This is a genomic window from Photorhabdus sp. S10-54 (assembly GCF_963878145.1).
Taxonomy (GTDB): domain Bacteria; phylum Pseudomonadota; class Gammaproteobacteria; order Enterobacterales; family Enterobacteriaceae; genus Photorhabdus; species Photorhabdus kayaii.
The window spans coordinates 38092-56269 of the sequence record NZ_CAWNXG010000026.1; the positions used below are offsets into that span (position 1 = coordinate 38092).

Sequence of the window (18178 nt, forward strand, 5' to 3'; positions counted from 1 at the left end):
TTTAGGCCCAGATTGGTATTATTAATTAAAAACCCGGGCGGTAAAACCATCACCGTGAATTATCACAGCCTTTTCGGCAGCAGATATGAATACTGACTCACCTGGGAAAATTCTCAATTGGTGTTCGCCAGATTGTATAACTGTTTGACCTTCAACACAAAAAACAATCGATGCTGAATTGTTATCAAGCGTAATTGACTGTTCCGATAGAGAATAAATAGAAAATGCAAAATCATCCACTGGAATATGGAAATTTTTAGCTGTTTTTTCCTGTCTTGGTAGCATAAATAAGGTGTTTGTTGGTTTTGAAATAAAGTCAAGGTTTGCCATTAGCTCAGGAATATCAATATATTTGTTGGTTAAGCCCGCTCGTAGGACATTATCTGAGTTTGCCATCACTTCAAGAGCAACGCCTTCCAGATAAGCGTGAGGCGTGCGGGCGCATAGAAACATGGCTTGACCAGGTTCAAGTTCGATGACATTAAGTAAAAGTGGAATAAATAGGCCATTGTCGTCAGGGTAAAATGCCGTCATTTTTTTGATGGAATCCCAAGGTTCTCCGAGCCGACTATTCAATGCTGATTTCAATACGCCAAGAGCTAACTGCTTTTGTTTACCACTCATATTCAGTAATTGGGAAAATAAGCAGGCAAGATTCTGTTCATTTGGTGTCTGAATAAAGAACGGAATTTTGGGATGGGCCGCAGTAATAAATTTCAGTAATTGCGCGATTTCGTTTAATGGACGGAACCCATTCATTGCCCGGAAAGGGGTAAGGGCATAAACCAATTCGGGCTTATGGTTATCATCTTTGTAATTTCTTTCCGGGGAATCCAACGGAATACCGGCGATATTTTCTTTGGCAAACCCCTCTTCTGCGGATTTTTTATCAGGATGAACCTGAATTGAAAGAGGTTGAGCGGCGCACAATACCTTAAATAGGAAAGGCAAACGGTGAAATCTATCTGAAACTTTTTTCCCCAGATATTTTTCCGGATCACTGGCTATTAATTCATTTAAGGCAATGGGTTTTCCCGTTTCTGGATTGACTACAAGTGAACTGCTTTTAGGATGGGCACCCATCCATAATTCAGCCATTGGCAGATTATCTGGATTTTCAACACCATAAATATCCATCAGGGCGGTTTTGCTTCCCCATGAATAGCGCTGGATCTGATTTATCATCTTCAACATGGCCGTTACTCTCTTTTTAAAAAAATCAATCTATTTCCTTTCTACCACAATACGATAAATACGACTTGGTTGGCATAATCAGGAACTAATATGTGGCATGATAACAGAATGCTAATCAGTTTATCTGCAAAGACTGATTATACCCTATTGATTTCAAGATGCATCGCGACGGCAAGAGAGCGAATCCCTGGGAGCATAGGTAACTATGTGACCGAGTGCAGCCAACAAAGAGGCAACTTGAAAGATGACGGGTATATGCATATTCGATTATTCTGTGTGTTAAGGAGAGATAGTAATGGCAGCCACTCGCATTGAAAAAGACTCAATGGGGCCTATCGAAGTACCTGCTGACCAATTGTGGGGAGCGCAAACTCAACGCTCACTTGAGCATTTCCGCATTTCGCAGGAGAAAATGCCGGTTGCATTAATTCATGCTCTGGCATTGACCAAACAGGCTGCGGCCGGTGTCAATATGGATTTAGGCCTTCTGCCGCAAGAACGTGGAGAAGCAATTATTGCTGCTGCGAAAGAAGTGCTGGAAGGTAAACATCCGACAGAATTTCCGCTTGCTATCTGGCAGACCGGTTCTGGAACACAAAGTAACATGAACATGAACGAAGTGTTGGCGAACCGTGGTAGTGAGATCCTTGGTGGGGTGAGGGGGAATGAACGCCTTATCCATCCTAACGATGATGTCAATAAAAGTCAGAGTTCTAACGACGTTTTCCCAACAGCAATGCATGTTGCCGCTGTTATCGCGTTGCGTGAACACCTTATTCCTGAGCTGAAAATATTACAAAAAACATTGGCTGATAAAGCTGAAGCTTATAAGGATATCGTTAAAATTGGTCGTACCCACTTGCAAGATGCGACGCCATTGACCCTTGGTCAGGAAATTTCTGGTTGGGCTGCAATGTTAACGCATAATCTGAAACACATTGAAGACAGTATTCCCCATGTTTGTGAACTGGCGCTAGGGGGAACTGCGGTTGGCACCGGTTTAAATACTCATCCTGAATATGCTGTTCGTGTTGCTAAAAAATTGGCTGAATTGACCAATCATCCGTTTGTTACTGCACCAAATAAATTTGAAGCACTGGCGACTTGTGATGCGCTGGTTCATTCTCATGGGGCATTAAAAGGTCTGGCTGCATCCATGATGAAAATTGCAAACGATGTTCGTTGGTTGGCTTCCGGCCCTCGCTGTGGTATCGGCGAAATTTCAATTCCTGAAAACGAACCGGGTAGTTCAATCATGCCAGGTAAAGTTAACCCAACTCAGTGTGAAGCGGTGACAATGCTTTGTGCTCAGGTGATGGGTAATGATGTTGCTATTAATATTGGCGGTGCATCTGGCAACTTTGAGCTGAATGTGTTCCGTCCAATGGTGATTAATAACTTCCTGCAATCTGTTCGCTTGCTGGCGGATGGTATGCGTAGTTTCAATGAACATTGTGCAGTTGGTATCGAACCTAACCGTGATCGCATTACTCAGTTGCTGAATGAATCTCTGATGCTGGTAACAGCGCTGAATACACATATCGGTTATGACAAAGCCGCAGAAATTGCTAAGAAAGCCCATAAAGAAGGGCTGACATTGAAACAATCGGCGATGAAACTGGGTTATCTGACAGACGCAGAGTTTGATGAGTGGGTTCGTCCGGAAGATATGGTTGGCAGCTTGAAGTAATTGTTGTTTAGACATGAAAAACTGACCGGAGACGAGTGCTCCGGTTAGTAGAATGTACGGGAGCATTCTGGAAAAATATCATGCGTTCATGCAGATGCTGGAGCAACCGCTTTCTGACACCCTCGCACTGGACAAGGGTTTACGGCGGTTTTTGCTAAATCTCACGATATAAATGTAGCCTTGGAATAATCAATTCCAGTGGTTTGGCTTTGGGTTTATAACGATGCACTATGGCATTGGCATCGTAGTTGGCAAGTCTACCTATCTTTGGTTGGTTATCGCCATAGTTAACATAAAATGCAATTATTGGCAGGGGACAAGCATACTGCACCTGTTTTTGTTGTTCCGCATACCAGACTCGTGCAATGGGCTGCACTTTCACTGGACGTTTGATTTTTAAAACCACATCATTAGGTAATTTTTTTATGTCGATAATTTCTTTGGCGACTAATGCTGCCCACTGTTCACGAGAATAGGGGGAAACTGCTCGTCCAGCGTTATAGCTTTTCTCTAAACGTTGTAGAATTTGATCTTTTGTGACTTTATTGATGATATTTTTATTTGCCCAACCAAAGCGAACTGAATCGGGATTGATAAGGGGAGTGATGGTTCTGTAAGCGTTTAAAGTTATCAAACCATGTAACTGACTGTGAACAAACTCAAACCGTTGTTCTTTATCCACTCCTGATTGCACAGTTACGATATGTTCAAGTTCTGCTTTCAACTTATTAATTTCCTCAATCAAAAGTAAAGCAGAGCGATATTGTTGTTGGTTCACAGAAAAACATAATACACCGGGAAGACGAACGGCAGCTTTACTGCTGATATTTTGGTTGTTGTGATATATAAATAGCTTCTGGTAATGATTTAACCCTATATTTAATGCGTCATTATCCGTCGCTTCATTAACAATTATTTTCGTTACTGGCTCATGTTCACTGCCTTTTTCTACATCAGGCAGAATAAACACATGAGCGGCCAACAAAGAATAGCTATTTAATTGTTCATACAGTTGTTTCAACTTATTCTCTTGTCTTTGAAAACAACTATTCAAATCTTCAATTGATAAATATTTACTCATTTGAATAACACAATTAGTTACAACATACTTTTTATTATAAAACAAAAGGAGCAAACATCAAACTCAAATATGTCAAATGCACATTCAACCACCTATAAAATTTGAAGGCAACAATGTGGTCAGGAATGTCACTGAATGATACCACTGAGAAAAAACACAAAATATCAATGCATTGAACGTTACTATGAACAAGACTGTTTGGTGGAAATGTTCATTTCAGCAGCACAGAAACAATACTCGGGGTGGGGCGAAGGCGGATTTTTACTGTCACCTTTGTGCCATACGCCACACAAAGCCATCGAATATTAAAATTCAAATAAACAATAAAAGTTATAATATCCTTGTGTCGAAATTCATGGTTGGATTGTAGATGTCATTTATTATGAATTTTTTAGATATTTATATATCAGGATACTGATGTTGATTATTGAGCTTCATTAAAAAGACACAATAATTAAAATATCTACCTAAATGAATGTGAATACCACATAAACTAACGAAGAATGATTATGGGAATACTCACAGGCAACGATACTCCGATCCCAGGAAAATCCTATATTATTCATCCGTATCCAGCGGGTGATTACGCGACTGCTGTAACGGTGGCTAGTAAGTTTCATGCAGCGCCGGGGAGCGTGTCATTGGCAATATGGGAGAGCACTATACCACACCAAAAATTTGAGTGCGTCTGGGAAGGAAAGAGGGGAAGCTACCTTGGCTTTATTTGCCGGGCCTCCCCTGTAAGTGATCACGGGGCTTACCTTGGCTACAACGCTCACGAGATACTTATCTGTAAAGCTCAGTACCAACAAAAATGGGAAGATATGGCTGTGGTTAAGCGTTCGTCTGGAGGATTCGAGTGGTGTATGAGAAAGGATGACCATCTTGCATTTGTTGGAATTCAGGGCAACATACAACTGAAAATACTTAGAGACTTTACCACGACATGGGGCTTCACCGAGTGGTTCTGACCTCTAAATCCAGCAGTTAAGTGCTGGATTTAGAGGTCAGAACATACTTGTTCGGGTTATCTCATCGGTGCCCACGAATATTAGGGAGGCTTAGGCATAATCTGTTTTTGTTTTGATTATATTAATGATATGTTAATTAATTTAATATATAAGGAAGGGTGATGAAACGAAAAACAGGGTTTTTCTTTGATGAACATTGTTTTTGGCATAGTACTGGCGCGTATGTAGTTACTTTACCTGTCGGTGGTTGGGTTCAACCTACTTCTGGAACTGCACATGCTGAATCGCCGGAAACAAAAAGGCGGCTAAAAAATTTGATGGATGTATCGGGCTTGAGCCACTCTTTGCACCTTTCTTCGGCATCGCCTATTGATGAGCAAACACTACGTAAAATTCATCCGGAAGAGTACCTGAAGCGGTTTAAGCAAGTCAGTGATAATGGTGGAGGAATGCTTGGTATAGAAGCCTCTCTGGGGCCGGGAAGCTATGAAATTGCTAAGCTTTCAGCCAGCCTTGCTTGTGCGGCGGTGGAAGCAGTGCTTAGCGGTGAGCTTGATAATGCTTACAGCCTTTCTCGACCACCAGGTCATCACTGTTTACCTGATAAGTCCATGGGATTTTGTTTTCTAGCAAATATCCCATTGGCAATTGAACAGGCAAAAGCACGTTTTGATTTAAAACGAGTTGCGGTCATTGATTGGGATGTTCACCACGGTAATGGTACTCAGCATATTTATTGGGAGCGTTCTGATGTTTTGACCATCTCGATACATCAGGATGGTTGCTTCCCTCCAGGATACAGCGGTGAAGATGATATTGGGGAAGGTGAAGGAATAGGTTATAACCTGAATATCCCATTACTTGCTGGAGCCGGACATAATAGCTATATCTATGCAATGACACAGATAATACTTCCAGCGCTTGAACGTTTTAAACCGGAACTGATTATTGTTGCCTGTGGCTATGATGCGAATGCGGTGGATCCTTTGGCCAGGATGCAGCTCCATAGTGAAAGTTTTCGGGAGATGACCCAGCTAGTGCAACAGGCAGCAGATAGTTTATGCGACGGAAAACTAGTCGTTGTTCATGAAGGCGGGTATGCGGAGTCTTATGTACCATTCTGTGGATTGGCTGTACTTGAACAGATGAGCGGCATTCGTACGGAAGTCAAAGATCCAATGTTAGATTCTATACGCTTGCAGCAGCCAAGAGCTAAGTTTGAGCTATTTCAACAACAACAGCTTGATAAACTTAAAGAAAAATTCGGTCTTTGAGCTTTGTTGCGTAGGTTTGTTCCACATAGTTTGGGAGCAAACCTATATTAATTGAGTTCAATAGATGGAACAAGAAGTTCGATAAACAGGAACAGCATCATGCTGTTCCCGATAATAGTTATTTTATAATCAAGCAGGGCTAATTGTTGTGTCAATTACTTGGTAAAATGCATTTAGGGTATCTGAGATTGTCCAAATACCCAGTATAACGTGATAGCCTTGATAACCCTCTGGTAAGGTACATTTATTAATAACTCGGTTGCCCGGCATTTTTTCCTGATAATCCTCAAAGCAGAAAGGTGTACTATTAAATTGCTCTCTGGTTAAAGGTTTATTGGGATCCCAATTAGGTTTGGTAATAAAATATTCCCAACTTGAGGTTTTGTGTTGAATCATAATTTCCCACTGAAACTCAATATCACCGGCAGTAATAGGAATTTTTCTCCAGCGATCTTCAGTTTGAACATCCAATGAGCCAAAATGACCAATGCCAGCGCTAGCAATATGGCCATCTTCCGGACCAGTTTGCGGAAAGCCTTTCTTAGCTTCAAGAGATTGAGGCTCATACTTAACTAACCCACAATCCGTATTTTGTTCATTTCCCTGTGCAGAACAAAGGAATGCACGACTTCCTGGACTATCAATATAACCATGAGCCCATGCGCCATTAAATAAAGCTGTAATTATCGTAGCGGATAAAGTCATCACTTTCACTTTATGTTTATACATAATAGTGTCCTCCATTTTACAGGATAATTTATCTACGACAAATAAAGCCCCAGGACTTAGCTATCAATTCTAGATAAATATAATATGATTATCCATTTCATAAATTGATTAACAATCTAATTATATTAAGTTATTGAAATTTTGTTTGAAATATGCCTGTTACTATTTTTTGTAATATAAAACGATATGATTTTTCTAATTTATTCGATATGGTTCATATAATAGACAGTTGATGCATCTTAGGTAACGCCCGCTATCTTAAAAACACTTATTTATAGTTATGGTGATATATTTTCATCAGAATATTCCTATTCAGATAATTAAAATAAAAAATTATCGATATATGGTAATAAAAACAATTGATTAAAATATTAAATCATCTCATATCTCATATTACGGTTTAAAACAACCAACCTGTCCAAAACCGTAATATCTACTTAAGTACTATAATAATATTCTACTAATGTTTAATAACATAAAGATCTTTTGTCGACACAAAACCCAATGGGCTCATATAATACCCACCAATATAAGGTTTGACTAATCTGACACCGATATAGTAATAAACAGGAATTGCTGGTACATCTTTTGCCAAAATATCTTCTGCTTGCTGAAAATATTTTCGATCATTTGTTGCTTTAGCTTTATTTATCAAATCATCATAAGTATGATTGCTATATAAGAATGTATTATTAGAACTATCAGTAACAAAATTATTTAAAAACGAGGCAGGATTATCGTAATCAGCGATCCGTGCATATCTCACCATCTCAAAATTACCTTGATGAATAACATCCAACATAGCTTTTCGTTCTTGGTTCTGCAAAATAATATCTACATCCAGACTTTTTTTCCACATTGAAGTCGCCGCAATAGCAATCCGTTTATGCTCTTCTGACGTATTATAAAGAAGTTTAAATTTCAATGGGTTACTTCTATTATAACCCGCTTCATTTAATAACTTCCTAGCTTTCTCAATTCTTGCTTGTTGTGTCCATGATGCATAATCAGGTTGCCCTAAATTCATTCCTCCAGTATTTGGTGGAGTATGATTATAAGCAGGTTCTTGACCTTGCCCCAAAACTTTATTCGCTATAATCTCTTTATCTAAAGCCAAATTTAATGCCTGCCTGACTCTGAAATCATTAAAAGGTGGTTTTTTATTATTAAAATCATAATAATAAACACCTAATGCTGGTGTGATATGAACTTGATTACCTAATTTTGTCTTTAAGGATTTAAATAAAATCGACGGGATATTCTTGGTGATATCAATTTCTCCGGCTAGATAACGATTGATATCTGCCGTTTCTGATGCTATTGGAAGGTAGGTGACTTTATTAATAACAGTATGAGCACTATCCCAATATTGTGAATTCCTGATACCCACAACTTTCTCATTAACAACCCATTCGGATAACTTAAATGGCCCACTACTGACAAATACATCGGAATGAGTCCATTTTTCGCCATACTTTTCAACCGCTTTTTGGCTTATAGGTACCATAACAGGGTAGGCCAACATCTGTAAAAAATAGGATACGGGTTGTTCTAACGTCACTTCCAAAGTTAAATTATCCAGCGCTTTTACACCTAATTCATCGGTTTTTTTCTTGCCAGCAACAATATCTTTGGCATTGACTACATGCATGTTTCCAAGATAACTGCCATACGGAGAGGCAATTTTGGGATCAACTAAACGTCGCCAGCTAAAAACCACATCATGGGCAGTAATAGGGGAGCCATCAGACCACTTTATTCCTTTTCTTAGATGAAATAACCACACTTTATGATCTTTGGCTTCCCAACTGATCGCTAAATCAGGATTGATTTTTCCATCACTGCCCGCTCTGATTAATCCACTAAAAAAATCATGAATAATATTAAATTCAACATCATTTTCAACTTTATGAACATCAAGAGACACAGGTTCTGAACCATTATTGCGAACGATATCTTGATTAACTGACAATAATGTACCTGCTGGAATAATTGCGGCATGAGATAATGCCAGATTGCCAAATATAATACCTGTGAATAAGGATATATTCCTTAATGTTTTATTCATCGTTTGTTCTCCAAGAGAATTTCATTTTGGGGGTATCTATTTCAGGGAAGTCAATTTTTTGATAATTAAGGTTTTTATATAATTTTGCAAACCAAACCTCAGAATGTTTATGACTATTTAAGATATTAAGTTAAAATTACGTGATTCTATTGAATACCCTATTTTGAATGTAAGAGGTATAACTATAATTAAGTATTAGCATAAAATACTTAGGGCTACTTCATCAATATCATGAAATTTAAGCAATAAATCTAATTTATTTTTTAATTATACACCTTGAAATATTCACTTATCACATGAATTATTTTAAGGCATTCATTTCAGCGTTAATTTATTAATCAGATTTAGCAAAAATTTTCAATAAAATGTGATCTATACCCAATGGATTTCAAGATGGATCGCGACGGCAAAGGAGCGAATCCCCGGGAACATAGCGAACTATGTAGTGCAGCCAACAAAGAGGCAACTTGAAAGATAACGGGTATATCAGCATTTAAACCCTTTTTCCTAAATAACATTCAACGGATGAGATGCAATGTGGAGGCTAATATGAAACATAAAAAAATAAGTGATGAAGCCGATGAACAGAATAATGACCTGAGGGCCAGCCGTCGTCGTTTTATTCAAGCGAGTGCGGCGCTTATATCTATTCCCTTTGTTTCTACCCGCCAAACAACCGCCGGCGAGAAAACAGACCAGAGCTCACTACCGATTAATGTTATTGATACAAGTGAAACGAAAGTCATACCCACCTGTAGTACATTTGATTGTGGAGGAAGATGCGATATCCGAGCACATGTCCGAGAAGGCGTTGTCACCCGTATAACCACCAGACCTGATCATGAACTTGATGAAGCAATGCCGATCATGCGAGCTTGTGTCCGCGGCAAGGGCTATCGCAAATTTGTTTATCATCCTGATCGTTTAAAATATCCGATGAAACGAGTTGGTAAGCGGGGAGAAGGAAAATTTGAACGAATCTCCTGGGATGAGGCGACAACCATTATTGCAGATAAGCTAAAAAGCATTACTGAGAAATATGGCCCAGCTTGCCGCTATGTTAGCGTTAATACCGCGATAATTGGCGGTGTATCATCAGGTGATAAAATGTTACGTCGTTTACTCAATATTACCGGCGGACATTTACAATATTACCATTCCGTGAGTATGGGCAATACCGCGGCAGCCACGCCCTATACCTACGGTGTGGCAACTTCGGGTAGCACACTGGATACCTTAGAAGATACCCCGTTGGTGATCCTTTGGGGCCATAATCCGGCTGAAACTATTTTTGGTCACACCAATCACTATTTCCAGAAGATGAAAAAAAACGGCACCAAATTTATTGTTGTCGATCCCCGTTATTCTGATTCTGCTTCCTCGTTGGCTGACCAATGGATTCCTTTACTGCCAACAACTGATAACGCATTAATGGATGCAATGATGTATGTGATTGTCAGTGAAAATTTGCACGATAAAGGGTTTATTGATCGCTATACGATTGGTTTTGATGAAAACAACATGCCGGATGGCGTTCCTGCCAATGAATCTTTGGTTGCTTACCTGACAGGCGCTAAAGATGGCATTGTAAAAACACCGGCATGGGCTGAAAAAATCACTAAAGTGCCGGCAAATATCATTCGTCAACTTGCCCGCGAATATGCCGGCACGAAACCCGCGGCTCTGATTCAGGGATGGGGGCCACAACGTCATATCTGTGGTGAACGTGTTGCACGTGGTTCAACAATTTTAGCCACAATAACCGGTAATGTGGGTAAAAAAGGGGGATGGGCAGCCGGTTTCGGTAGTGTTGCGGGTAATAAATATCTTTACGGACTTGATCTTGGTAAAAACCCGGTAAAAGAAAAAATCTCTGTAATGAACTGGGTCCAAGCAGCCGATGATGCCAGTAAAGTTACTCCGGCAGATGGTTTAGTTGGTGCAGATAAGCTGAATACCAATATCCGTATGTTATTCTCACTGGCCGGTAATTACCTTGCAAATCAAAACCCGGATATTAATCAGGCAGTAAAAATATTGGCAGATGAATCTAAAATTGAATTTATTGTCTCCAGTGATCTTTATCTAACACCAAGCACCCGATATGCCGATATTTTATTGCCGGAAACCAGTTTTATGGAACGCTGGAATATTGCCTATCCTTGGGGCACCGGCAGCTATTTCATTTTGTCATCAAAATTGATTGAACCTGAATTCGAACGGCGTTCTGATTATGAATGGATACGTGAAGTGGCCGCAAAGCTGGGAGTTGAACAGGAATTCAGCCAAGGTCGTGACGAAAAAGCGTGGATAGCTCATATTATGGAATCTAATCGTCGAGCTATGCCAAAAGAAAATTTACCTACTTTTGAGGAATTACAACGGACAAACAAACATCTTTTCAAAATACCGCCTTATGTCGCTTTTGAAAAAAATATTCGTGACCTAGAAAATCATCCATTTCCAACACCCTCAGGAAAAATAGAGATATTTTCTAAGCGTCTATACGACATGCAACATCCTGAAATCCCTGCATTGTCACATTATATACCTGCATTCGAAGGGCCGGAGGATAAATTAACTGAAAAATACCCGTTGCAATTAATTACCTGGAAAGGGAAAAACCGCTCTAATTCAACCCAATATTCAAATCCTTGGTTAAAGGAAGTACAAACCCAGAGGTTATGGATTAATCCATTGGATGCGCAAAAACGCAAAATTAAACAAGGGGATTTAGTTCGGGTATTTAATGATCGCGGTGTTTCTATGATCCCGGCGGAGGTAACTCAACGTATTATTCCCGGCGTAGTGGCAATGCCGACCGGCGCATGGTGGCAACCGGATAAAAATGGTGTTGATTGGGGAGGTTGTGTCAATGTGCTGACATCATCCCGTAAAACCCCGCTTGCACACGGAAACTCTCATCAAACATTATTGGTTGAGGTCAATAAAGCATGAGTGAATGTATATACCCGTCATCTTTCAAGTTGCCTCTTTGTTGGCTGCACTCACTCACCCCGGTCACATAGTTCTCTATGCTCCCGGGGATTCGCTCCCTTGCCGCCGCGATCCATCTTGAAATCCATAGGGTATAGAATAATAAGGCTCGTCGCCGTAGTCGCAGTTAAAAGGCTGCGACTTCAGTCGCGAGTTATTTAACGTAATTTCTCTCAGACTTCGTTTTTTAATATTGATGTTGCAAATTGAGCAATCTCTGATATTAACTCGATTGTAAATAATCCTGCCGAGAAATAGCCCCCAAACCTTTTCTTTAAGTTAAAAAAATCATCGATCCTGCTCACAGATCGGCATATTTTCCTGAACAGGAGTGTCGAGAGGTACATCTATGTATCTAATTACTCTTTTATTTTTGTTTTTTAGTTGAAAAATTAACATCTATATAAAAATTGAACATATTAAGTTATAGGTTATATTTTATGTTATCCCATCTATCAGGAGGTAACCATGGCGGTACCAACGCTCAGGCATTTCATTAATAGTCAGTATGTTGAATCTAAAGGCTCCGAATATTTTGACCTAGTAAGCCCGGTCACAGGTGAAATCTATGCGTGTTCTCCTAACGCGACTGTAGCGGATGTTGATGAAGCTTATGCATCGGCTAAAGAGGCATTCAAGATCTGGAGGCGCAGTACACCGTCAGCACGTCAGCAGGCGTTGCTGGCATTAGCCGATGCGGTGGAAAAAAACTCTGAACGTCTGATCGAAGCGCAAAGCCGCAATACAGGGCAGCTCAAGCATCTGATTGCCTCTGAGGAAATTGCGACTTCAGTGGATCATATCCGTTTCTTCGCTGGCGCCGCCCGTTTTCTGGAAGGTAAAGCGACTGCTGAATATCTTTCTGATATGACGACCAGCATCCGGCGCGAACCACTGGGCGTGGTGGGGCAAGTCACGCCGTGGAACTACCCGCTGATGATGGCAGTATGGAAGATAGCGCCTGCGCTGGCAGCGGGTAATACCGTGGTACTCAAACCGAGCGATACCACGCCGGAAAGTACTCTGTTGCTGGCTGAACTGGCCGCTCCGTTCTTTCCTATAGGTGCATTCAACGTGGTGTTGGGTAATGCCAGCGCGGGTGCTTTGGTCGTTTCACACAAAACGCCAGCTATGGTTTCCATCACGGGTTCCGTGCGCGCAGGTTTGCAGGTTGCCTCTTCGGCGGCGGCTAATCTCACCAGAGCACATTTGGAGCTAGGTGGCAAAGCGCCAGTGGTTGTTTTCGCCGATGCAGATATGGACAAAGCGGTAGAGACCATTGCTACCGCGGGATATTTCAATGCGGGTCAGGATTGTACGGCAGCCTCGCGTGTGCTGGTGCATGACTCTGTTTACGATACCTTCGTCGCCAAACTGGTGGCGGCAGCTAAAGCTACCCGCTTTGGCTATCCGGAAGATGAAAAGGCGCTGTATGGGCCGCTCAATAATGCTCGTCAGCTGGAGCAGGTCAAAGGGTTCATTGCACGTTTGCCCGCGCATGCCTGTATCGAGACCGGAGGCCGTCAGGCCGAACGTTCGGGTTACTACTTTGAACCTACGGTAATTACCGGTCTGGAACAGCACGACGAAGCAATCCAGACCGAGATTTTCGGCCCGGTTATCACGGTGCAGAAGTTCCGCGATGAACAGGAGGCCATAGAGAAAGCTAACGACGTGAAATACGGACTGGCCTCCAGTGTCTGGACCCGCGACCATGGCCGCGCGTTGCGCCTGTCACGTGAACTCGATTTCGGTACCGTCTGGATTAACACCCATATTCCTCTTACGGCAGAAGCGCCGCACGGCGGCTTCAAGAGTTCCGGATATGGTAAAGATCTGTCGGCTTATGGCTTCGATGAATATACGCGTATCAAACACGTGATGAGTTCCAACGACTGACACAGGACATCCGCAATGATTCAGAATAGATCTCCACGCGACTTGGTGTCGCGTGCGCACCACGAGCTGTTTACTAACCGTGATGTAGGGGCGCTTGAGCGTTATTTTGCGCCGCATTTCATCGAACATTCCCCGTTGGTCAAAGAAGGCCTTGCCGGATTACGTGAGCTGGTCTGGACACATCCCGAACTGCGCCACGAAACGTATCGTGTATTGCAGGATGGTGATCTAGTCGCCATCCATGGTCGTTTTACGGGATTAGACGACTGGCCGTTGGTTGGTTTCGATCTGTACCGGGTTGCCGACGGCTTAATCGTAGAGCACTGGGACGGCCTGGTGCCGCAGGCTGCACCTAACGTCAGTGGCCGAACTCAGTTAGACGGCCCGACTGAAGCAGGCCATGACCATGACCGAGAGAAGAATCGCGAGCTGGTGGTCAACTTTTTTACACGTACCCTGATCGAGGGTCACTACGAAGAGCTTGGAAACTACACTAATGGTGAATTGTTTCGCCAGCACAGCCCCGATATTCCCGATGGTACGGCGGCACTCATCTCGTTTCTTGAGCAACTCAGGGATGAGGGGCAGGGCCTGCATTACGCTAAAATTCACCGTACGGTAGCCGATGGGCAGTTTGTTCTGACCCATTCGGAGGGGAGTATCGTCGGAGCGCGTCACAGCTACTTCGAGCTATGGCGCATTGAGAACGGCAAAGTGGCCGAACTTTGGGATGCTATCACCCCGGTACCGGAGGATGCAAAAGCGCTGCATCGCCACGGTATTTTTTAGAGTTGATCGATACCCAGCGCGAAGCTTGCGGTAGCGCCGCAACCGGATGCCCATACACAGGCAGATATGCTGGTTTCGACGCTGGATCGGTTACTTTTACCAGCTTTGGATAGCTATTCACATCCGGCGTCTGTCTGTTGAAGCTCGCTTATTTCAGATTGCTGAGGAGTTTTCATTTATGACTGAATCTATGCTAGCCAAAAGACGCAACGCGGCTATTGCAAAAGGCGTGGGCGTGACCACACAAGTCTATGCGGAGCGTGCAGAAAACGCTGAAATTTGGGACGTTCAAGGGCAACGTTATATCGATTTTGCCGCCGGTATCGCCGTGGTGAATACCGGCCACTGCCATCCGCGCGTCATCGCGGCAGCCAGAGAACAAATGGAACAGTTTACCCACACCTGTCATCAGGTGGTGCCCTACGAAAATTATGTAGCGCTGGCCGAACGTCTGAACCGTTTGGTGCCTGGTAATTTTGCGAAGAAAACCGTCTTTGTCACTACCGGGGCCGAGGCAGTGGAAAATGCCGTGAAGATCGCGCGTGCCGCTACCGGGCGCAGTGGCGTGGTAGCTTTCAGCGGCGCTTTCCATGGCCGTACCTTCCTCGGTATGTCATTAACTGGCAAAGTTGCACCGTACAAAATGGGGTTCGGCCCATTGGTTAACGACGTTTACCATGTTCCGTTTCCGGTCGGGCTGCATGGCATTGGTGTGGAACAAACGCTGAATGCGCTGGAAAATCTCTTTAAAGCCGACATTGAGCCCACGCGCGTCGCGGCCATCATCATCGAACCGGTACAAGGCGAAGGCGGTTTCTATCCTGCTCCTCCCGAGCTGCTCAAAGCGCTGCGTGAGATCGCCGATTGCCACGGCATTGTACTTATCGCCGATGAGATCCAGACTGGTTTCGCGCGTACGGGCAAACTGTTTGCCATAGAGCATCATGAGGTTGTTGCCGATCTGACCACTATGGCGAAAGGTCTGGCGGGCGGTTTGCCGCTGGCGGCTGTAACGGGACGGGCAGAGTTGATGGACGCTGTAGTGCCTGGTGGTCTGGGGGGAACTTATGGCGGTAACCCGGTGGCGATTGCAGCCGCCCATGCGGTGCTGGATGTGATCGAAGAAGAAAAGCTGAATGCGCGAGCGACACAGCTGGGAGAGCAGCTAAAACAGCGTCTGCATGAACTGCGACCGCGTGTCCCGCAGATTGCTGACGTGCGAGGGCTCGGGCTGATGATTGCGGTGGAGTTTAACCATGCGGACAGTCAGGAACCCAATGCCAGCTTTACCAACGCGGTACGTCAGAAAGCGCTGGAGCGTGGTCTGATCCTACTGATGTGCGGTGTACACGGCAACGTGATCCGTTTCCTTCCGCCGCTGACCATACAAAATAACGTTTTTCATGAAGCGCTCAACATTCTGGAGTCTGTGCTGCTCGATCTGACTGAACAATAGATAGAATCTGCTACCTCACAAGAGGGGATAACAATGCACTGGTATTTAAATGTATTAAAGAACTATGCATGTTTCAGGGGGCGAGCCAGGCGTAAGGAGTTCTGGTACTTTTTTTTGTTCCAGATCTTGGCTGTATTTATTATCTCTTTCCTTGAAAGCTACTTTGCCGTTGCCAATCCTGAAATTTATATGGGCTGGTTCAGCGCTGTCTATTTGCTGCTCACGTTTTTGCCCACGCTAGCAGTGAATGCCCGCCGCCTGCACGACATCAACTGTAGCGCTTGGTGGTTACTGCTGCATCTCATACCGTTTATCGGCACTGTTATCCTGCTGATTCTCGCCGGCCTGAAAGGGAGCCCTGGCAGCAATAAATACAGCTCAGAGAGCCGGACTCACTCATAGGGAAACTCTCCAGACCAAGTCAGCAGGTGATTTCAAGATCATGACAGGAGTGTTGAAATGACAATGAATAGAAGAGACTTTATTTCTACCGTCGCGACGCTCGCGGGGGCAGGAGTGCTTTCATCCGTATTTCCCAACTTATCCCTGCTCGCCAGGACCTTAACCGCGGCCGATGCTCCCGCCGTCAATGTTGATAAGCTCCGGCCAACACTGTTGAAGGATGCACAGCATAGAGCCAGCCGGTTGGGGCTGGATCCGCGCATCTGGAGCTGGCATAAAGACGCTGCTGCTGGCACCATGCCAGCCAATTATTATGAAGCTTCTTTGGCTGACTGGCCCACTTTTGGAAGCCTGCCTGAAGACCAGAACTGCGAGGTTGTGGTTATCGGCGGTGGGTTGCTGGGTGCTTCCACGGCATTGCATCTTGCTGAAGAGGGAGTGGACGTGATTCTGGTTGAAAAGGATAACATTGGTTCAGGCGCTTCTGGCCGCAACGGGGGACAGATAACCCCTGGGCTTGCACGCTGGGAAGCTAAGACCATACTGGAAAAACTTTCATTCGATGAGGCTAAACGCTTATGGCGTTTTGCCTCTGTTGAAGCGATGAATCTCGTGGATGAACTCCGTGAGCGTTATAGTTTCGAATGTGACCGCAAATATGGTCATATCACTGTTGCGGTGCACGCAGGCCACATGGGGCCGCTGGTGGCTAATGCCGATGCCCGGCGTCAACTGGGAGACACGGCGATGAAGGTTATCGGACCGCACGAATTGCAGGAAGAGTATGTGCGTTCGGGCATCTACCATGGAGCAAATGTCGACAGTATCGGTGGGCAGGTTCATCCTCTGGCACTGTTGCGTGGCCTGGTTTATGGTTTCGCCAGACTGGGTGGGCGAATCTATGACAGCACGAAAGTAAAGGGCATCAGGCAGGATGCTGGTGGTACAGTCGTAGAAACTGAGCGGGGAACTATCAGGGCAAGTAAAGCTGTGGTGTTGGGTGTGCATGTCTCCACGGGTGAGTTTATCTCTGGCCCTTCCACCACGGTGCCTTTTTTCTCCTACGTAGCGGTAACGCCGCCGTTGCCAGTGGATGTCAAAGAGCTGATCCCGTCGAATCTGCCGGTCTACGATACACAGTTACAGGTCGACTACTATCGTGCGGTGCGCAACAACCGCCTGCTGTTCGGTGGACAGGGTACTGGCAATTCTTGGTCACCGCGTGATGTGAACAACTATCTGCTTGAGCGTATCAGAACCGTGTTCCCGCAGTTGGAAAAAGCCGAACTAGAATATTCTTGGGGCGGGATCAGCGATCTGACCCTAAACGGTGCCACCGATGCCCGCAAGAGCGGCGACAGAGTACCCGTGTATATGGTACATGGCTGGAGTGGTCATGGCGTGGCGCAGACGGTGCGCATTGGCAAAGCTATCAGTGACGATCTTACCGGACGCAACGACGACTTTACCATGCTTACCTCCATTGCCCACGCGAGTATCCCGCTGGGTTCCTATCTCTCTCCGGTAGCCATTCCGTTGGCTAAAGGTATTCTGGGAGTGATAAGTACGCTTAATCCGGCAGAGATAGTTTCGTTCTGAGCAACAGGGCGTAGGGTTTCGGGAGCCAA

13 protein-coding genes are annotated in these 18178 nt (G+C 44.1%); 9 read left to right on the top strand and 4 right to left on the bottom strand.

The annotated features are described in order from the left end of the window. Positions 1-21: 21 nt before the first annotated feature. The gene (manA, locus tag AACQ83_RS14650) at positions 22-1194 is read right to left on the bottom strand and encodes a mannose-6-phosphate isomerase (RefSeq protein WP_112878203.1); all 1173 of its coding nucleotides are present in this window, start codon (positions 1192-1194) and stop codon (positions 22-24) included. Between the two features lie 295 nt (positions 1195-1489). On the opposite strand from manA, the gene fumC reads away from it, so the two are divergent. Then, on the top strand, positions 1490-2884 hold the full coding sequence (fumC, locus tag AACQ83_RS14655; protein ID WP_112878204.1) for a class II fumarate hydratase: 1395 nt from the start codon (positions 1490-1492) through the stop codon (positions 2882-2884). A 154-nt stretch (positions 2885-3038) separates the two neighbouring features. Here fumC and tus read toward each other — a convergent pair whose 3' ends face one another. Then, positions 3039-3965: a DNA replication terminus site-binding protein gene (gene tus, locus AACQ83_RS14660; protein WP_112878205.1), complete on the bottom strand. Its 927-nt coding sequence runs from the start codon at positions 3963-3965 to the stop codon at positions 3039-3041. A gap of 509 nt (positions 3966-4474) precedes the next feature. Here tus and AACQ83_RS14665 point away from each other — a divergent pair. Together AACQ83_RS14665 and AACQ83_RS14670 are read left to right on the top strand one after the other, a co-directional pair. Further along, on the top strand, positions 4475-4936 hold the full coding sequence (locus AACQ83_RS14665; RefSeq protein WP_240000809.1) for a hypothetical protein: 462 nt from the start codon (positions 4475-4477) through the stop codon (positions 4934-4936). 161 nt (positions 4937-5097) lie between these two features. Beyond that, complete coding sequence (locus AACQ83_RS14670; RefSeq protein ID WP_112878207.1) at positions 5098-6210, top strand: class II histone deacetylase; 1113 nt, start codon at positions 5098-5100, stop codon at positions 6208-6210. Between the two features lie 129 nt (positions 6211-6339). Here AACQ83_RS14670 and AACQ83_RS14675 read toward each other — a convergent pair whose 3' ends face one another. Together AACQ83_RS14675 and AACQ83_RS14680 are read right to left on the bottom strand one after the other, a co-directional pair. Beyond that, positions 6340-6939 (bottom strand): lytic polysaccharide monooxygenase, encoded by a 600-nt coding sequence (locus AACQ83_RS14675; RefSeq protein ID WP_112878208.1) that lies wholly within the window; start codon positions 6937-6939, stop codon positions 6340-6342. Between the two features lie 460 nt (positions 6940-7399). Next, entirely contained in the window at positions 7400-9007 is a 1608-nt protein-coding gene (locus AACQ83_RS14680) for an ABC transporter substrate-binding protein (protein WP_112878209.1), read from the bottom strand. A 549-nt stretch (positions 9008-9556) separates the two neighbouring features. Here AACQ83_RS14680 and AACQ83_RS14685 point away from each other — a divergent pair. The 6 genes from AACQ83_RS14685 to AACQ83_RS14710 all read left to right on the top strand — a co-directional run bounded on the left by AACQ83_RS14685 (position 9557) and on the right by AACQ83_RS14710 (position 18149). Next, complete coding sequence (locus tag AACQ83_RS14685) at positions 9557-11965, top strand: DMSO/selenate family reductase complex A subunit (RefSeq protein WP_240000810.1); 2409 nt, start codon at positions 9557-9559, stop codon at positions 11963-11965. Positions 11966-12472: 507 nt separating this feature from the next. After that, positions 12473-13903 (top strand): gamma-aminobutyraldehyde dehydrogenase, encoded by a 1431-nt coding sequence (locus AACQ83_RS14690; RefSeq protein ID WP_112878211.1) that lies wholly within the window; start codon positions 12473-12475, stop codon positions 13901-13903. 15 nt (positions 13904-13918) lie between these two features. Then, a complete protein-coding gene (locus AACQ83_RS14695) occupies positions 13919-14692 on the top strand; it encodes a nuclear transport factor 2 family protein (RefSeq protein ID WP_112878212.1) in 774 nt (257 codons plus the stop codon). A 178-nt stretch (positions 14693-14870) separates the two neighbouring features. Further along, entirely contained in the window at positions 14871-16148 is a 1278-nt protein-coding gene (locus AACQ83_RS14700) for a 4-aminobutyrate--2-oxoglutarate transaminase (RefSeq protein ID WP_112878213.1), read from the top strand. A 33-nt stretch (positions 16149-16181) separates the two neighbouring features. Continuing rightward, complete coding sequence (locus AACQ83_RS14705; protein ID WP_112878214.1) at positions 16182-16550, top strand: DUF805 domain-containing protein; 369 nt, start codon at positions 16182-16184, stop codon at positions 16548-16550. A 57-nt stretch (positions 16551-16607) separates the two neighbouring features. Further along, positions 16608-18149 (top strand): NAD(P)/FAD-dependent oxidoreductase, encoded by a 1542-nt coding sequence (locus AACQ83_RS14710; protein WP_112878215.1) that lies wholly within the window; start codon positions 16608-16610, stop codon positions 18147-18149. The last annotated feature ends 29 nt before the right edge of the window (positions 18150-18178 follow it).

Coding starts and splice junctions, on each gene's coding strand:
- fumC (WP_112878204.1), top strand. CDS start 1,490: ATGGCAGCCACTCGCATTGAAAAAGACTCAATGGGGCCTATCGAAGTA.
- AACQ83_RS14695 (WP_112878212.1), top strand. CDS start 13,919: ATGATTCAGAATAGATCTCCACGCGACTTGGTGTCGCGTGCGCACCAC.
- AACQ83_RS14665 (WP_240000809.1), top strand. CDS start 4,475: ATGGGAATACTCACAGGCAACGATACTCCGATCCCAGGAAAATCCTAT.
- AACQ83_RS14675 (WP_112878208.1), bottom strand. CDS start 6,939: ATGTATAAACATAAAGTGAAAGTGATGACTTTATCCGCTACGATAATT.
- AACQ83_RS14685 (WP_240000810.1), top strand. CDS start 9,557: ATGAAACATAAAAAAATAAGTGATGAAGCCGATGAACAGAATAATGAC.
- AACQ83_RS14670 (WP_112878207.1), top strand. CDS start 5,098: ATGAAACGAAAAACAGGGTTTTTCTTTGATGAACATTGTTTTTGGCAT.
- AACQ83_RS14700 (WP_112878213.1), top strand. CDS start 14,871: ATGACTGAATCTATGCTAGCCAAAAGACGCAACGCGGCTATTGCAAAA.
- tus (WP_112878205.1), bottom strand. CDS start 3,965: ATGAGTAAATATTTATCAATTGAAGATTTGAATAGTTGTTTTCAAAGA.
- AACQ83_RS14710 (WP_112878215.1), top strand. CDS start 16,608: ATGACAATGAATAGAAGAGACTTTATTTCTACCGTCGCGACGCTCGCG.
- AACQ83_RS14705 (WP_112878214.1), top strand. CDS start 16,182: ATGCACTGGTATTTAAATGTATTAAAGAACTATGCATGTTTCAGGGGG.
- AACQ83_RS14690 (WP_112878211.1), top strand. CDS start 12,473: ATGGCGGTACCAACGCTCAGGCATTTCATTAATAGTCAGTATGTTGAA.
- AACQ83_RS14680 (WP_112878209.1), bottom strand. CDS start 9,007: ATGAATAAAACATTAAGGAATATATCCTTATTCACAGGTATTATATTT.
- manA (WP_112878203.1), bottom strand. CDS start 1,194: ATGTTGAAGATGATAAATCAGATCCAGCGCTATTCATGGGGAAGCAAA.